The organism is Sneathiella glossodoripedis JCM 23214, assembly GCF_000616095.1.
Classification (GTDB): Bacteria; Pseudomonadota; Alphaproteobacteria; order Sneathiellales; family Sneathiellaceae; genus Sneathiella; species Sneathiella glossodoripedis.
Genome location: NZ_BAMS01000002.1, coordinates 498,196 through 514,976 on the forward strand (window position 1 = coordinate 498,196; position 16,781 = coordinate 514,976).

Genomic DNA, 16,781 nt, shown 5'->3' on the forward strand with positions numbered 1-16,781 from the left:
TATCGGAACTGTAGAGGGAAAATTGGGCGGAGTTGCGGCAGATGAGCACGTGCGACTTTAATCGCTCAGGATATTTTATCTGCTGGTGGTTCAGCCGCCGATGCGGCGACGGCGCTGTATTTTACACTTTCTGTTACCTATCCGATTTCCGCGTCACTGGGAGGAGGGGGTGAGTGTCTCGTTTACAGTGTCGAGAAAAACAGAATTGAAAATCTTAAATTCCCAATTGGTATCGCCAAAAACGGTGGAGAGATTGGTGTCCCCGGTAATATTCGCGGATTTGCGGCGCTGCACGCCAGATACGGAAAACTAAGCTGGTCGGGGCTATTGGGTCCGGCAGAAAAATATGCAAACTTTGGGGAAAGTATGTCACGCGCCATGCATATGGCGATGGTTAAATCAGGACCAAACGTCGTCCTGGATGACCGTTTGACAGAATTGTATAAAAATCCGGACGGAACCTATAAGAAAGAGGGAAGTCGGATACAGCAGATCAAACTGTCGTCCATCTTGTCAAATATACGAACCAACGGCGGTGCCTTTTTCTATGGCGGGAATCTGGCGAAGGCCTATATCGAAGAAGCGAACCGTGTTGGCGGTAAACTTACAGCCACGGACCTGATCAATTACAAGCCGGTGTGGCAGGAAGCGAAAACATTCGATGTTGATGTGGTGACCGTCGGTGTCTCCAACAGCACTCACGGAGAAATTTATCAGCAAATCTGGCAAAATCTTTTTGAAGGTAAAGGATTTCTGCATTTGGATTCTGACATAGCCTTGTCAAAGGTGGCTAACGCTTCTGCAAAAAGCTTCCAGCCATATGCCGCATATAATCCTTTCGGAAGTGGCGGAAATACTTCATTCGTCACTTCTGATCGTCAGGGAAATGCTGTTTCCTGCGTTGTGGGGCTTGGAAAGCCGTTTGGCTCTGGGAAAATGGGGGCAATTTCTGGCATTGTTTTGCCAGAACCTCTGACTGACACAGAAGCAGAATTTCCAACGTCACCGGTGCTGGTCATCAACCGACCCAACAAGCTAATGTTTTATGCCTCAGCAGCAACGGGTGGGGCTGCCGGAACCTTAAGCTCCGTATACACGGCGCTTAAGGTATTTGCAGAGGGAAAACCACTGGATGACGCAATGACTTCTGCAAGGGTGTTTACAATGGGGCCAGGTTTGCCTGTTGTTTATGAAAATTCAACAAATCCCGATCAGTTACTGGAAATTACAAGATCTCATCCAGTGGCGATTGAGGTTCAGAAAATCGGTGCCGTCAATGCCATTCATTGTGCGGAAGGAAAGGTTGAGTTTTGCCAATCCAGCGCCGATACCCGCGGGTATGGACTTTCTTTGATAGAAAAATAATTTTATTGGCGATCACGTACAGGTGTTATTTTGAAGTACGCTCAACGCGCAAATGTATCTCCATTCTTCGCAATGGAGGTGATGAAAGCAGCGAACAATCTGGAAGCTGAAGGTAAAACTGTATACCACATGGAAGTCGGACAACCTGCGACTTCAGCACCTTCACGTGTATTGCAAGCTGCCAAAGATGCACTGGATAAGAAGGTAATCGGGTATACAGAAGCATTGGGTATTCCTGCTTTGCGTGCTGCAATCGCCAAGCATTATGGTGATATGTATGACATAGATCTGGATCCGGGCAGGGTGGTGGTAACCACTGGCTCTTCCGCCGGATTTCTGATCTCTTTCCTGTCGCTGTTCAACCCGTCTGAAAGAGTGGTTTTGGCGGAGCCGGGATATCCTGCCTATCGAAATATCATGAAATCTGTCGATCTGGAACCTGTTGGAATTTTCTGCGGCCCTGATACCAATTTTCAACCCACCCCGGAACTCATCGATAAGGTCGCCGAGCCTGTTCATGGCTTGCTGGTTGCCAGCCCTGCAAACCCGACAGGGACAATGCTGACACCGACTGCATTGGAAAATCTTGTTCATTATTGTGATGAGCGGGATATGCATTTCATATCTGATGAAATCTATCACGGCCTGACCTATACAACGGAAGCCGTCTCCGCACTGTCATACAGCGACAAATCAATTATCATCAATTCATTTTCAAAATATTTTTCCATGACCGGGTGGCGACTTGGTTGGATGGTTGTACCTGAAAATCTGGTGAGTGTTGTCGAAAGGCTAACGCAAAGCCTGTATATTTCAGCGCCCGCAGTCAGCCAGTATGCTGCCATTGAAGCTTTCAATTGCAAGGATGAGCTGGAAGTTTTCAAATCCAATTATGAAAAAAACAGATCCCTATTGCTGGAAGAGCTTCCAAAACTGGGCCTTGATAAACTGGCGGCCGCAGATGGAGCTTTTTATATATATGCCGATATCAGCCATCTCTCCACGGACAGCATGGATTTTTGCAAACGCATGCTGGTTGAATGCGGTGTTGCAGCAACGCCAGGAATTGATTTTGATCCGGTAAATGGCAACAAATATATCCGCCTGTCATTCGCTGGGTCATATACCGTGATGCAACAGGCGATCTCTGCACTCAAGTCGTGGTTACAATAAAAAAAAGGGAGCATTTAAGCTCCCTTTTCGTTCTTCATAATTATCGCCGGCTCCACCAGCCTCTGCGTTTTGGCTTTTTAGGCTCTTCAGCCTTTGGCTCGGAAGCTGCTTCAGTAGAAATCTCTACCTGCTCTTGAGCCTGAACAGGTTCCGGCTTTTGTTCTGCGACAGTTTCAGTAACTTTGGGCTCTTTGCCTTCTTCGGAAACACTGACCTCAGTCGCTTGCTCTTCATTTTCAGGCTTCTTGCGACGGGTACGGGTCCGTTTGGGCTTGGCCTTCGGCTTTTCCGTCTCCTCATCTTCGATCGCAACAAGCGGGACCATTTCCGGCTCAATGTCTACCGTTTCGGTTTCCTGTCTCGCCTCAGCAGCCTGTTTAGAAGTCTCTTCACTTTTCCGGCGGGGGCTTCTGCGTCGTCGGGGACGCACCTTTTCAGGTTTGGCCTCTTCCTCAACTGAAGAAACTTCAGCTTCATCACCGGCGGCAACAGTTTCGGTCGATCCACTGTTTTCTTCTTCCGGTTTAGCTTTTCTTGGGCGGCCCCTACGGCGAGCGGGCTTACGTTCAGAACTTTCCTTTTCGTCAGTTGCCTTGACTTCAGGATGCTCCGGCTCTTCTCCGCCTATCGGAATGACAACAATTTCAGGTTCAATCTCTTCGGATGCATTTGAAGCAGTTTCGTTCTCACCCTGTTGCTCTGTTGATGAATTACGTGAGCGTCTGCGGCCACCGCGTTTACCGCGACGACGACGACGTGGCTCTTCATCATCCGAAGCCTCCTCATCCGTCGATCCAGTGTTTTCAACTGTATCAGCAGAAGCCTCCTCAGTATCCACATTGTCATTGCGCTCATCACGGTTTTTCCGTCTGCGACGTCTGCGTCTGCGCTTGGCCGAGTTGCTTTCCTTTTCTTCACCATCATCTGGCGTAGCTTCATTTTCTACCTGAACAGCATTGCTTTCCTGTGTGGAGTTGGCTGTTTGTACGACTTGTCCACCACCGGATCCTTTTTCACGATCAATCTTGTGATCGTTCAGGTTCATGGTTGGGTCAGCCATTATCAGAATTGTTATGCCATACAGCGATTCCAGCTCCTGAATGACAGCACGTTTTTGATTAAGCAGGTAAATTGCTACATCCGTATGCACTGTAACCGTAATCTTGGAGCTTCTTTCACGAACACCTTCTTCTTCGAGTGCCCGAATAATGAGCAACGCTGTAGATTCTGTCGAGCGAACAAAACCGGAGCCCCCGCAAGTTGGGCAGCTATTTGTGCTCGTTTCCAAAAATGATGGACGCAAACGCTGCCTTGACATTTCCAGAAGCCCAAACGGACTTATCCTGCCGACCTGAATGCGGGCCCGATCAGATTTCAGACATTCTTTCAGTTTGCGCTCAACAGCCTTGTTGTTGCGATTATCATCCATATCGATGAAGTCGATAACAATAAGTCCTGCCAGATCGCGAAGACGTAATTGACGCGCCATTTCCTCGGCCGCTTCAAGATTGGTCTTCAACGCAGTCTCTTCAATGCTGCGCTCTTTAGTCGCCTTGCCAGAGTTCACATCAACAGAAACAAGTGCTTCCGTTGGATTGATCACAATATAACCGCCAGATTTCAACTGGACTTCCGGGTTATACATGGATGCAAACTGCTGTTCGACCTGAAACCGATGGAACAGGGGGATGCGGTCACGATAAGGTTGAACCTTTTTCGCATGACTTGGCATCAATTTGCGCATGAAATCCTTGGCAATGCGGTATCCGTCATCGCCTTCTACGAGAATTTCATTGATCTCTTTTGAATAGAGGTCGCGTATAGATCTTTTGATCAGGTTTGCTTCCTCGTAAACACAGCTTGGCGCCATGGATTTGAGTGTCAGCTCACGGATATCATCCCACAGACGCAACAGAAATTCGTAGTCGCGCTTGATTTCCACCTTGGTCCGGTTCAGCCCCGCTGTCCGAATGATCACACCAATTCCATCTGGCACATCCAGCTCGGAAGCGATTTTTTTAAGCCGTTTCCGATCAGCAGGATTACTGATTTTACGGCTGATGCCACCACCGCGTCCAGTGTTTGGCATAAGCACACTATAGCGACCTGGCAAAGATATATAGGTTGTCAGCGCAGCGCCTTTATTGCCTCGTTCTTCCTTTACGACCTGAACAAGCAGAATCTGACGACGTTTAATGACTTCCTGAATTTTATAATTCCGTTTTGCCAGTGCCTGCCGGGTAATTTCAGGCTCATCATCTCCGCCTAAATTCTCGACAATATCCTCAGCATCGTCTTCGACAATTTCCAGCCCCCCAAGGGTATCGCCTTCATCATCAACAACAGCCACATCATCGTCAAAACCTTCATCTGATGTAGATGTAGTCTCATCGGATGCTGTTTGTGTTTCATCATCCGCACCATCTTCGGCAGCAGATTTTTCCTGTGGCTCAAGATCTTCCTCATCGTCGTCAGAGGCTTCTTTCGCCGCAAGGTTTTCCTGCTCCAGCAACATTTCCCTGTCAGAGACAGGAATTTGATAATAATCAGGATGAATTTCAGAAAAAGGAAGGAAACCGTGGCGATTACCGCCATATTCCACAAAAGCCGCCTGTAAGGAAGGTTCAACCCTGGTGACTTTTGCCAGGTATATATTACCTTTAAGTTGCCTTCTTGATGCTGTCTCGTAATCAAACTCTTCGAGACGGGTACCTTTAACAATTACTACACGTGTCTCTTCATTGTGAGACGCGTCAACAAGCATACGCGTAGCCATATATAAGCTCCGTGACTGGGATTCCTCCTGTGAGATAGAGAAATGCAGTCTTATGTTTTTTGGAAATCGCTAGCGCCGTCCCGTTTACCTATGGAGGAAAATCCTCAACTACACTGGGTTTTATCGGCTGCCGACCCCGCATTACCTCAATACTATAGAGACGCGGAACGATTTCAGTTTCACTAAATCTTTCTCTGCATTGTCTTAAGCACTGCCTTCCAACGCTCAGGGGATCTCAAAATAGATGCCAGCTAAAGCTGTCGAAAGCGGCGCCGCCCGATCATATGCCAAAACGCATAAGTTGGGACTGACCACAGAAACTCACAGGCTGATGATAGTTACTTGTCAGCAACATCACAAACGAATAATTACTTATGGTGAAAAAAACTTTTGACCGTGGCCAGTGATTTGGCAAAAGCCTTGTTATTGACACGGTGTGAAAGCATACTATTAGCCGATGTTAAGCATATTAGGTGTTGTAAAAAAACGGAAATTTCCGGTGGATCCCTGCGATCCCGACCCAGTTTGCGATCTGTTGATTGACTTAAACGCGAGAGTGCCACCTCAATGTTGCGCAGTTTGTTGAAAATTTGTATTTGGGTGACAATCTGTTGCTTGATCTCAACACCCGGTTACGCTGCACAAACCACAATCACAGATGTCAGATTGGGTCTTCACAAAGACAAGACCAGATTTGTTATCGAAATAGATCAAAAACCCGAATATAAAATTTTCTTCCTGCCAAATCCCGACCGGCTCGTCATTGATATGCAAGAGGTTAACTGGCTGGATGAGGCGACGTCGAAAAAGGGTGTAGGTCTGATCGAAAGCTACAGATATGGTTTATTTCGTCAGGGTACCAGCCGAATAGTTCTCGATTTGAAAACCCCGGTGAAAATCCTGAGAGAAACCATTCTTCCGCCAACAGACAAAAAACCTTATCGTTTTTTTATCGATATCGCGAAAACGGATCAGGCGCAATTTGCCAAATCCGTTGAAGAAAGTCGCAAACGTCAGGTTGCCGCCATAAAGCCGCGTCAGGAAAATGTTCCCATTCCAAGGAGCCAGCTAAAGCACACTATTATTGTTGATGCAGGTCATGGTGGCATCGACCCGGGCGCTATTGGAAAAAGTGGAATTTATGAGAAAAAACTGACTCTTGCAGTGGCAAAGAAGCTAAAAACGGAACTTGAAAAGGATAACCGTTACAGAGTTATTCTCACCCGTGACCGCGATACGTTTTTAAGCCTGAGGGAAAGGGTGGACATAGCCCGGGAATATAAAGGCGATCTGTTCATATCAGTACATGCAGACTCCATTGGCAGGTCAGATATTCGCGGATCCACCGTTTACACCTGTCTGAAAATGCATCAGATGCGGAAGCGGCAGCATTGGCAGCAAATCATGACAAGGCGGATGTGATTGCTGGCGTTGACCTGCAGGAACAGGACGATACTGTGCAGGGAATACTCATTGACCTTGCACAGCGGGAGACAATGAATTTTTCCGTCAAATTTGCCAAGTTGCTGCTTCCTGAATTTCGAAGCAGTGGCATCAAAACCGGAAGTCGCTCACATCGCTTCGCAGGTTTTCGTGTGCTAAAAGCGCCAGATGTGCCCTCAGTTCTTGTTGAACTTGGCTATCTTTCCAACAGACAGGATGAAGAATTTCTCAAATCTCAATCAGCCAACTGAAAATGGCGAAAGCAATTTCACGGGCAGTTGAGAAATATTTTAACGAAATTGAGCCATGATCCTGACACATCCGCCTTGTATAGAAAATGTTAGTCAGAAGTATCGTTATGACCACCGCCAAAATTTTAAATTTCGGGTAACATGAGATGAAACGCTTTTTAAAAATACTGGTTGTTCTTCTCTGCCTGAGTATTTTGGGATCTATGGCAGCGGCTGGTGTCATATTTTATGGCTTTTGGCATTTTGGCAAAGGCTTGCCTGATTATGAACAGCTGGCCAGTTATGAGCCACCGGTCATGACTCGTGTTCATTCGGCAGACGGCAGCCTGATTGCAGAATACGCCCGTGAACGTCGTATGTTTGTTCCCATTACTGCTATCCCCAAAAAAGTAAAACAGGCATTTATTGCTGCAGAGGATCAGAATTTCTACGAACATATGGGCATTGACTTCATTGGGATTGCCCGCGCGATTGGCGTGAATATTATGAATATCGGGCAGGGACGCCGACTGGTAGGGGCCTCAACCATCACGCAGCAGGTTGCCAAAAATATGCTGCTCACCAACGAGGTTTCTTACGAGCGAAAAGCGAAGGAGGCCATCCTTGCCATTCGTATTGACAACAGTTTATCCAAAGACCGTATTCTCGAACTATATTTGAACGAAATTTATCTGGGACACCGAGCTTATGGTGTGGCGGCGGCGGCTTTGTATTATTTCGATAAGTCTCTAAACGATCTAACGATTGCTGAGATGGCTTACCTTGGAGCCTTGCCCAAAGCCCCAAATAATTACAACCCTTTCCGGTTCCCTGAACGCGCGAAAGGCAGACGCGATTGGGTCATTGGCAGAATGCTGGACGAAGGCTTCATTACGGCGGAGCAAGCTGAAGAAGCCCTGAACAGCCCACTGCAGGTTAAAGAAGGTCGCGATGCAGAAGTTCTGCAGGCCAAATGGTTTGTAGAGGAAGTAAGACGTGAACTCTATGACCTGTATGGCGTTGAAGGTCTTTATGACGGAGGACTTTCCGTCAGAACCACGATGCAGGCCTCCTTGCAACGCATTGGCGAAGACGCCCTAAGAAGCGGCCTTCGTCATTATGATCGCCGTCATGGATGGCGCGGTCCTATCGACAGCTTGGATACCGAAAACGGATGGTTGGAGCCCTTGCGTGCATTAAAAGAACCGGCTGGTCTGTCCCCATGGCAATTGGCAGTTGTCTTGGAAGTCGCTGCGAAAGACGTAGTTATTGGCCTGAAAACAGGTGAAAAGGGCCGTATTCTTTTTGAAGATATGAAATGGGCCCGTCCTTGGCTTAAAGGTCAGAAAGTGGGACGCTATCCTGATAAGCCGGCGGACGTCCTGCAAGTAGGTGATGTCGTAGCTGTCGATCCGATAAAAGGGGAAAATGCAGAAATTGGTCTGTTTGGTCTTGAGCAGATACCGGATGTTTCCGGTGGACTTGTGGCAATGGATCCGCATACGGGCAGAATTCTTGCTCTGGTCGGCGGGTGGAGCCATGAGCGATCTGAATTTAACCGTGCTGTACAGGCCCAAAGGCAACCAGGTTCGGCATTCAAGCCTTTTGTATATGCGGCTGCTCTTGATCGTGGCTTTACCCCGGCAAGCAAAATCATGGATGGTCCGTTTGTTATCACTCAGGAAAACGGGGACCGCTGGAAGCCTGCCAACTACACGAAGAAATTTTATGGTCCCAGCACCCTCAGACTGGGGATTGAAAAATCCCGGAACCTGATGACAGTCAGATTGGCACGTTCAATAGGTATGGATGTGGTGGCGGACTACACCCGGCGATTTGGTATTCACGACAATCTGCAACAGACACTTGCCATGTCGTTAGGGGCGATGGAAACAACCTTGCTTAAAATGACGACAGCCTATGCGTCTCTGGTGAACGGGGGAAAGGAAATCACACCAACCCTGATCGACAGAGTTCAAAATCGACGTGGCGTTGCAATATACAAACATGATGTCAGGGATTGTAAAGGGTGCCGGGCATCCTCATGGCGAGATCAGGATATGCCTGATCTGGTTGACCTTCGCGAACAGATTATTTCTGCGCCAACCGCCTATCAGGTGGTCTCAATGCTCGAAGGTGTAGTTGAGAGAGGCACCGGGCGCCGCGTGCGCGAGGTTGGAAAACCGCTGGCAGGTAAAACAGGTACTACGAATGATGCAAAAGACACTTGGTTTATCGGCTTTTCTCCCGATCTGGCTGTAGGGGTCTATGTTGGATTTGATAACCCTAAAAGCCTTGGCCCCAAAGAAGGAGGGGCGGGGGTTGCCTCTCCAATTTTCCGTGATTTCATGAAAGAAGCACTTAAAGATAAGCCTTCTATTCCCTTTAGGGTGCCTGAAGGTATTCGGCTTGTTCGTGTGAAAGCAGAAACTGGTGAGCCAGCGCAACCCGGCGATAGGGGAGTGATTCTGGAAGCTTTCAAAGTAAATGATGATTTGACTTTGGGCGGTCAGGTTCTGGATGGAAGTGAAAATGCCAAGGCAACCGGTATTTCGCTTGATAGAGAGAAAAATCCGGTCACTTTTGGAACTGGTGGTCTTTACTGATCGTTCATGAACAATTAGGTTCTGCTGCGATTAATTCTTATAGAAAATAATGGAGTAGTTATGCGAGCCGAACATCAGGCCGTTGTCGATGAAATCAAGCAGGCGCTAGATCTGCTGAGGAGGCATCTTTGACTGGGATAACGCAGTTAGACGCCTAGACGAGTTGAATTCACTCGTAGAAGATCCAGACCTTTGGAACTCCCCATCAAAAGCTCAGGCCTTGATGCGCGAACGGACCAATCTGGAAAACGCGATTACCTCCTACAAGGCTATCAATCAGGATCTGGAAGATACAATTGAATTGATTGATCTGGCTGAGATGGAAGAAGACGAGGATACACTTAAAGAAGCTGAAGAAGCTTTGGAAGATCTTCGCACTCTGGCTGAAAAACGTCGCCTTGAAAGCATGCTTTCCGGCGAAGTCGATGGAAATGACGCCTATCTTGAAATTCATGCAGGGGCTGGCGGTACAGAATCGCAAGACTGGACGCAAATTCTTTTGCGCATGTATATGCGATGGGCAGAACAACACGGGCATAAAGTCAAAATATTGGAAGAAAGTGCCGGTGAAGAAGCCGGACTGAAATCTGTTACGATCGAAATTTCCGGTGAAAATGCTTATGGTTGGCTGAAAACAGAATCTGGCGTTCATCGGCTGGTTCGGATTTCTCCGTTCGATTCAAACGCCCGTCGCCATACGAGCTTCTCATCTGTCGGTGTCTATCCCGTTATTGATGACGATATTGATATCGAAATTGAGGAGAAAGACCTGCGCATTGATACTTATCGAGCATCTGGTGCTGGCGGACAGCATGTGAACCGGACGGAATCTGCTATTCGAATTACGCATATTCCGACAAATGTTGTCGTTCAGTGTCAAAATGACCGCTCTCAGCATAAAAACAAGGCTGCTGCCATGAAGATGCTGAAATCCAGACTCTATGAGCTGGAGCTTCAAAAGCGTGAAGAAGCCGCCAATGAAGCGCGTGGACAGCAGACTGATATCGGCTGGGGACACCAAATCCGCTCTTACGTCCTGCACCCTTATCAAATGGTCAAAGACCTGCGCACAGGTGTTGAAAAAGGAAATGCCCAATCGGTTTTGGATGGCGATCTGGATGAATATCTTGCTGCTGCTCTGTCTCAGCGAGTGGGCGAAGACTAATTTTGCATTATCGGGCCAGCGGCGTTTATTCGTTCGCTGGTCCTGTTTTCCGCGAATATATTAGCCGAAAATGACCCTCAGGCATTCTTTTGATGTAAAAGGCGAGTGGCAGAATAAGTAATATAGACAATAATACCCTGCCAACGAGTACGCCGCTCCAATGTGCGCCAAATGCGATCACTAAGAGAGTGTCTTCGATCAGGCTGTGACAGAAACCTAGAAAAATCATGGCGATACAGACACTTCTGGGATTAAGCACACCTTTATCCACTTCGCGAATTATCAAGCCACCCCCAAATGAAAGCCCCAACAAAATACCAACCATCGTCAGTGGCGCAGCGTTGGGACCTATGCCAATCAATCGCAGGGCTGGGCTGAGCGCTTTTAATATCCATTTGGTAATTCCAAGGAATTCCAGCAATCGGAGCATCGCAATAAGTGCCGTGAGTATCCAGAATATGTAAAACAGGCTTTTTGCTGAAGAAATGATCCATTCTGTCCAACTGCCATCTGTCTCACTCGCTTCGATGGCGATCAGAATATTTGCGGGCTCGTTAAACAAATCCAAGCCAGATATTATCCAATGTGCCAGAAACCCGTAAATTACCATCGCAATCAATCGCGTCGCACACGAAAAAATAAGCGACACCCCCGCACGTTTGACGATAACCTGCTCAACCGGCAGGATGTGGGCGAATAATATCATCCCCCCAATAACAGTCATATCTGCCGTTGTAAATGACACCTCTGGTGTAAGGGCCAGCAAAACAACAGCCGTCGGGTATAACCCCACAAGTAAATCCGTTGCCAGTAACAAAGCTGCCTCTGCAGGCAAGCCAAAAAGGGACATGAACGGGGCGGTCCAATCACTTAAAACTTCAATAAGACCAGCTCGAATGCACGCTTCAACGATGATCATTACAGGAACAATGATCTTCAACAGCCCCCAATAAACGATTACGCTTTCTTTAAACAGCGATAAAAAGGGGGTTAAAAAACGATGCACGTGGTTATTTCCCAAATTTTTGGGACAAGGATTTCGCGACCAACTCCAGCGACTTATCTGCATCAGGCAGCAAACCACTTAAAGAGCTAAAACCGTGAACCATGCCTTCAAAGCGCACCATGCCCACCGGAACATTGGCAGCCTTCAACTTTTGTGCATATTCTTCCGCTTCATCACGAAGGGGGTCAAATCCCGCCGTAATTATGAGGCAGGGGCCAGATCAGAAAAATCTTCTTCGCTTAATGGGGATGCTCTTGGGTTGTCCCTATCTAGTGGCGAATTCAGATAATGCTCCCGGTACCAGTGCATTCTCTCTTCAGTCAGGAAAAATCCACTGGAAAAAAGTTTATGACTATTCGCCGTGAAATGAGAATCTGTAGTGGGGTAAATAAGGACCTGCATAACCGGTTGTGGAGTTCCATTTTTCTTGGCGTCGTGACAGGCAACCGCCGCCAAATTGCCACCGGAACTGTCTCCACCAATAGCTATTTTCTGGGCATCCAAACCCTTTTGTGCCCCAAATTCCTGCACCCAGCGAAGAGCGGAATAGGCGTCATCAACTGCTGCCGGGAATTTATGCTCAGGTGCAAGGCGATAATCGACTGAAATGACTGCGAAATTCCACATCTTGGCAAGGCGACGGAATAAACCATCATGTGAATTGACAGATCCGCGGATAAAGCCGCCCCCGTGGAAACCAAGTAATACCGGTAATTTTTCGCCGGTATCCGTAGGTTTATAGAGTCTGGCGGGAATTGGTCCGTTTTCACTTGGGATGATGAAATCTTCAACATAAGGAAGAGGGACATAATCTCCACCTAGGGTGCCTGCCAGTTTTTCGATTTGCTCACGGGCGTTTTCTACCGTCTCCGTTTCGATGGAAACGGATTGTTTATCCACAACAGCGCAAAGGAATTGGGCTTTCGCATTTAACAGTTGGCCATCTTTTTTAATTCTGCGACCCACATAGAGCAGATTAAAAATTCCGGTTGGTATTTTACACAGAATTTTGGCAAGCTTTTCCTGATCCATGCCCCCTCCGTATCCAAGTGAATTGTGGAAAAGTTTCCGCGCAGAAAATGATGGGAGTTACTTTCATGACGGTCAAAAGAATAGTCCCTAATTTTAAGATGCCTGATCCACAAAGGGCAAGAGACTTCTATGAAAAAGTCCTCGGGTTGGAGGTGGTAATGGATTTGAACTGGATACTGACTTTCGCTTGTAGTGAAACGAGTAAACCACAAATCAGTATTGCCGCAGAAGGTGGAAACGGAACCGATGTTCCTGACGTGTCCATTGAAGTCACCAACGTTGATGAGACTTACGAAAAGGCTCGGAAATTTGGCGCAGAAATCGTTTATGATATCTGTGACGAAGAATGGGGCGTCAGGCGATTTTATGTGAAAGATCCCACGGGTAAAATCTTAAACATCATCTCTCATAAATGAAAAACGGCACCAAAAATGGTGCCGTCTTGCAGTTTGGAAACAAAAGCTAAAATCAGGATGCTTTGGCTACCTGTTTTTCTTCCAGAAGGCCTTGCAGCTCTCCGGTTTCAAACATTTCGCGCATAATATCGCAGCCGCCAATAAACTCACCCTTCACATATAACTGAGGAATTGTGGGCCACTGACTATATTCTTTGATACCTTCGCGAATACTTGGATCAGTCAGCACATCAATGCCGGAAAACTTTACATTCAGATGAGAGAGGATCTGAACTGCTGTCGCCGAGAATCCACATTGTGGAAAGACTGCGGAGCCTTTCATGAACAGCACGACATCGTTTGAGGAAATTTCCTGAGTAATCCGATCTTTGGTAGCTTGATCAAGCATGTTGAGATCCTTTTGTTTAATATCTAAAACTATTTCTGAGGGGCCGAAGTCTGCAATGCGAGCGCATGCAGATCACCACCCATTTTTCCTTTGAGCGCTTCATACACCATTTGATGCTGTTTGACACGGGGAATACCCTCAAAAGCGGGCGATTCAACCAGTGCTGCATAATGATCACCGTCACCACGCAGGTCTGTAATTTTTACCTGCGCATCCGGAATTCCTTCCAGTATCAATCGCTCAATTTCACTTGCATCCATTGCCATGGATTTTAACTCCTGTTGCTACTTTGGTGCAGACATCAAATTGGGCAACCAATTTGAGTGTACTTCCTTAATCTCTTCCAAAGATATGGATAGCACATCATTGATCTTCAATCCATTATGACCGGTCGTTCCAACTAATTGAAGAGATACATCCGCTTTTTTCGCTTCATTAGTGATTTTTTCCACATCTTGAGAATTCGAAGTCACAATATATCGCGCCTGATCTTCACCAAAACAGAACCCGTGTAACTCATTGTCAGTCAGAAGGGTTATTTCTGCACCTACATTTCCGGCGAGCGCCATTTCACTCAATGCCACCAAAAATCCGCCATCTGAAATATCATGCACTGCGGTCGCAACCCGTTGTTCGATGATCGATCGGACAAAATCGCCGTTTTTCCTCTCTTCGGCAAGATTGACCGCTGGCGGTGCGCCTTCTTCACGGCCTTCTATCTCTTTCAGATAAATACTTTGCCCCATCTCTCCGCGGGTTTCGCCAACCACAAATATGGACTGACCTTCACCTTTAAAGGCCAAAGTCATCATTTGTGATGCGTCTTTCAAAAGGCCAACACCGCCAATTGCGGGTGTTGGGAAGATGCCTGTGCCATTTGTCTCGTTATATAAGGAGACATTCCCTGATATGACAGGATAATCCAGCTCCAGACAGGCCTCGCGCATGCCTTCGATACATCCGACAAATTGCCCCATTATTTCAGGGCGCTCCGGATTTCCAAAATTCATACAATCCGTGATGGCAAGAGGTTTGGCGCCTGTTGCTGTCAGGTTCCGCCAAGTCTCTGCAACAGCTTGAGCACCTCCTGATTTCGGGTCTGCAAAACAGTAGCGTGGAGTACAGTCAGTTGTGATCGCTAGTGCCTTTTGCGTACCGTGAACACGAACCACCGCAGCGTCACCACCGGGGCGCTGGATTGTGTCGCCCATAACCATGTGATCATATTGCTCCCAAATCCACCTGCGACTGGCAATTGCAGGCGATCCCATCAGCTTGACAAGAACCTCTTTCAAATCTTCAGGGGCTTTAACATCCTTGCTCATCAAAGGGGCAGGAGGATTGGTTTTAACCCAAGGCCGGTCATATTCCGGTGCGGCGTCAGCAAGGGGGGCAACGGGAAGGTCTGCCGCGACTTCACCTTTCATCGTCAGGACCATCCGTCCTGTATCGGTGACTTTACCGATGACAGCAAAATCCAGCTCCCATTTGTGGAAAATCGCTTTTGCTTCTTCTTCACGGCCGGGTTTTAGGATCATCAGCATCCTTTCCTGACTTTCGGATAGCATGATCTCATAGGGGGTCATCCCCACTTCACGCATGGGAACCTGATCCAGATCCAACTGAATACCAACCCCGCCTTTATCCGCCATCTCAAAGGAAGATGATGTCAGGCCCGCAGCACCCATATCCTGAATTGCGACAATGGCATCTGTTGCCATCAGTTCAAGGCACGCCTCCAGAAGAAGTTTTTCGGTGAACGGATCTCCAACCTGAACTGTAGGTCGTTTTTCTTCACTATCGTCATCAAATTCAGCCGAAGCCATGGTTGCCCCATGAATTCCATCCCGGCCGGTTTTAGACCCCACATAGACAACGGGATTGCCGATACCTGCCGCTGCGGAATAAAAAATATTATCTGCATCAGCCAGACCCACAGTCATGGCATTGACGAGGATGTTTCCATCATAGCTTTCATGAAAGTTTGTCTCACCACCAACTGTGGGAACACCCATGCAGTTTCCGTAACCACTGATTCCGGCGACGACACCGGATACAAGATGCCGTGTTTTTGGATGATCCGGATGCCCGAACCGCAGGGCATTCATATTGGCGATCGGCCGTGCTCCCATAGTGAAAACATCTCGCATGATGCCGCCGACACCTGTCGCCGCACCCTGATAGGGTTCAATATAGGAGGGGTGATTATGGCTCTCCATTTTGAAAATGGCTGCCTGTCCATCGCCGATATCGACAACACCTGCATTTTCACCCGGGCCACAAATCACCCAGGGAGCCTCGGTTGGTAATGTTTTGAGCCATTTTTTTGATGATTTGTAAGAGCAATGCTCACTCCACATCACCGAAAATATGCCCAGTTCTGTAAGATTTGGCTCGCGGCCCAAAATTTTCAGGACTTCCTCATACTCGCTCTCTGACAAGCCATGCTCTGCTACGATTTCTTTTGTGATTTCAGTCATGTCAAAACTCAGCTTAAGGAATTAATCAGATTATCGAAAAACACTTTGCCGTCCGTGCCACCCAGCTCTTCGCTTATCAGGCGTTCCGGATGCGGCATCAGCTAATATGTTGCCTTTTTCATTGTATATGCCGGCGATGTTATCCACTGAACCGTTGATATTGGTCTCAGCATTCACATTGCCATCTGCATCCGCATACTGAAAAGCGATCATGCCTTCACCGTGCAGACGTTTGCGGGTTTCTTCATCGGCGAAGTAATTTCCATCATGATGGGCAACCGGGAAGCGGACTGTGTCCCCTTTAGTGAAGGAGCCGGCAAAATATTTGTTATCCGACACGACTTTCAGATCCACATCCTTGCAGATGAATTTCTGATTAGCATTGCGGAGCAACGCACCCGGCAGCATGCCGGTTTCTGTTGCAACCTGAAAACCATTGCAGACAGCCAGAACCAGTGTTCCCTGACTGGCCTTTTTGACAACTTCCCGCATGATGGGGGAGTTTCCTGCAATAGCTCCGCAGCGCAGATAATCGCCATAGGAAAACCCGCCGGGAATGGCAATAAGGTCAGTGGGAGGAAGTTCGGTGTCTGCATGCCAGACCATGGAGGGGGCATGGCCCAGTGACTGCTCGATGGCAACTTTCATGTCACGATCGCAATTGGACCCTGGAAAAACTATAACTGCGGCCTTCATTGGGC

Annotated in this window: 13 protein-coding genes and 2 pseudogenes; 7 read left to right on the forward strand and 8 right to left on the reverse strand. The window is 47.7% G+C overall.

Translation table 11 applies throughout. The features are described 5' to 3' along the window. The first annotated feature begins 60 nt into the window (after nt 1–60). Entirely contained in the window at nt 61–1,365 is a 1,305-nt protein-coding gene (locus JCM23214_RS10525; RefSeq protein ID WP_500801829.1) for a gamma-glutamyltransferase, read from the forward strand. Nucleotides 1,366–1,395: 30 nt separating this feature from the next. Then, nucleotides 1,396–2,538 carry a pyridoxal phosphate-dependent aminotransferase gene (locus tag JCM23214_RS10530; RefSeq protein ID WP_025898917.1) on the forward strand — a complete coding sequence of 381 codons (1,143 nt, stop codon included), beginning with the start codon at nt 1,396–1,398 and terminating at the stop codon, nt 2,536–2,538. Between the two features lie 40 nt (nt 2,539–2,578). Here JCM23214_RS10530 and JCM23214_RS10535 read toward each other — a convergent pair whose 3' ends face one another. Further along, nucleotides 2,579–5,314 carry an Rne/Rng family ribonuclease gene (locus JCM23214_RS10535; RefSeq protein WP_025898918.1) on the reverse strand — a complete coding sequence of 912 codons (2,736 nt, stop codon included), beginning with the start codon at nt 5,312–5,314 and terminating at the stop codon, nt 2,579–2,581. A 615-nt stretch (nt 5,315–5,929) separates the two neighbouring features. Between JCM23214_RS10535 and JCM23214_RS20260 the strand changes: the two genes are divergently transcribed. The 4 genes from JCM23214_RS20260 (at nt 5,930) to prfB (ending at nt 10,758) form a co-directional block, all read left to right on the forward strand. Beyond that, nucleotides 5,930–6,736, forward strand: a complete 807-nt coding sequence (locus tag JCM23214_RS20260) for an N-acetylmuramoyl-L-alanine amidase (protein ID WP_159104340.1) — start codon at nt 5,930–5,932, stop codon at nt 6,734–6,736. Then, the gene (locus tag JCM23214_RS25970) at nt 6,706–7,008 is read left to right on the forward strand and encodes an N-acetylmuramoyl-L-alanine amidase family protein (RefSeq protein WP_051548130.1); all 303 of its coding nucleotides are present in this window, start codon (nt 6,706–6,708) and stop codon (nt 7,006–7,008) included. The genes JCM23214_RS20260 and JCM23214_RS25970 overlap by 31 nt, the downstream gene beginning before the upstream one ends. A gap of 146 nt (nt 7,009–7,154) precedes the next feature. Next, nucleotides 7,155–9,593: a penicillin-binding protein 1A gene (locus tag JCM23214_RS10550; RefSeq protein ID WP_025898919.1), complete on the forward strand. Its 2,439-nt coding sequence runs from the start codon at nt 7,155–7,157 to the stop codon at nt 9,591–9,593. 60 nt (nt 9,594–9,653) lie between these two features. After that, nucleotides 9,654–10,758, forward strand: a protein-coding gene (prfB, locus tag JCM23214_RS10555) for a peptide chain release factor 2 (protein ID WP_148301843.1) whose coding sequence is annotated in 2 segments (ribosomal slippage) — nt 9,654–9,722 and nt 9,724–10,758 — 1,104 coding nt in all. Because the reading frame shifts where the segments join, the coding sequence is not laid out codon by codon here. Between the two features lie 25 nt (nt 10,759–10,783). On the opposite strand, the gene JCM23214_RS10560 is transcribed toward prfB, so the two are convergent. The 3 genes and pseudogenes from JCM23214_RS10560 to JCM23214_RS20265 all read right to left on the reverse strand — a co-directional run. After that, nucleotides 10,784–11,764 carry a hypothetical protein gene (locus tag JCM23214_RS10560; protein ID WP_025898921.1) on the reverse strand — a complete coding sequence of 327 codons (981 nt, stop codon included), beginning with the start codon at nt 11,762–11,764 and terminating at the stop codon, nt 10,784–10,786. Between the two features lie 4 nt (nt 11,765–11,768). Beyond that, nucleotides 11,769–11,912: an alpha/beta hydrolase family protein gene (locus JCM23214_RS23115; protein ID WP_234397698.1), complete on the reverse strand. Its 144-nt coding sequence runs from the start codon at nt 11,910–11,912 to the stop codon at nt 11,769–11,771. After that, nucleotides 11,913–12,796, reverse strand: a pseudogene (locus JCM23214_RS20265) (alpha/beta hydrolase); the annotation flags it as partial. It lies immediately after the preceding gene. Nucleotides 12,797–12,861: 65 nt separating this feature from the next. On the opposite strand from JCM23214_RS20265, the gene JCM23214_RS10570 reads away from it, so the two are divergent. Next, entirely contained in the window at nt 12,862–13,212 is a 351-nt protein-coding gene (locus JCM23214_RS10570) for a VOC family protein (protein WP_025898922.1), read from the forward strand. Between the two features lie 52 nt (nt 13,213–13,264). Here the strand turns inward: JCM23214_RS10570 and grxD are convergent, their stop codons facing one another. The 4 genes and pseudogenes from grxD to purQ all read right to left on the reverse strand — a co-directional run bounded on the left by grxD (nt 13,265) and on the right by purQ (nt 16,776). After that, on the reverse strand, nt 13,265–13,600 hold the full coding sequence (grxD, locus tag JCM23214_RS10575; protein WP_025898923.1) for a Grx4 family monothiol glutaredoxin: 336 nt from the start codon (nt 13,598–13,600) through the stop codon (nt 13,265–13,267). A 29-nt stretch (nt 13,601–13,629) separates the two neighbouring features. Continuing rightward, the gene (locus JCM23214_RS10580; protein ID WP_025898924.1) at nt 13,630–13,866 is read right to left on the reverse strand and encodes a BolA family protein; all 237 of its coding nucleotides are present in this window, start codon (nt 13,864–13,866) and stop codon (nt 13,630–13,632) included. 18 nt (nt 13,867–13,884) lie between these two features. Continuing rightward, entirely contained in the window at nt 13,885–16,080 is a 2,196-nt protein-coding gene (gene purL / locus JCM23214_RS10585) for a phosphoribosylformylglycinamidine synthase subunit PurL (RefSeq protein ID WP_025898925.1), read from the reverse strand. An 8-nt stretch (nt 16,081–16,088) separates the two neighbouring features. Then, a pseudogene (purQ, locus tag JCM23214_RS20270) lies at nt 16,089–16,776 on the reverse strand (phosphoribosylformylglycinamidine synthase subunit PurQ). Nucleotides 16,777–16,781 lie beyond the last annotated feature (5 nt).

What these genes read in the sequence shown, in the direction of transcription:
- JCM23214_RS10550 (WP_025898919.1), top strand. Translation starts at nt 7,155, where the DNA reads ATGAAACGCTTTTTAAAAATACTGGTTGTTCTTCTCTGCCTGAGTATT.
- JCM23214_RS10570 (WP_025898922.1), top strand. Translation starts at nt 12,862, where the DNA reads ATGACGGTCAAAAGAATAGTCCCTAATTTTAAGATGCCTGATCCACAA.
- JCM23214_RS10580 (WP_025898924.1), bottom strand. Translation starts at nt 13,866, where the DNA reads ATGGCAATGGATGCAAGTGAAATTGAGCGATTGATACTGGAAGGAATT.
- purL (WP_025898925.1), bottom strand. Translation starts at nt 16,080, where the DNA reads ATGACTGAAATCACAAAAGAAATCGTAGCAGAGCATGGCTTGTCAGAG.
- JCM23214_RS10535 (WP_025898918.1), bottom strand. Translation starts at nt 5,314, where the DNA reads ATGGCTACGCGTATGCTTGTTGACGCGTCTCACAATGAAGAGACACGT.
- grxD (WP_025898923.1), bottom strand. Translation starts at nt 13,600, where the DNA reads ATGCTTGATCAAGCTACCAAAGATCGGATTACTCAGGAAATTTCCTCA.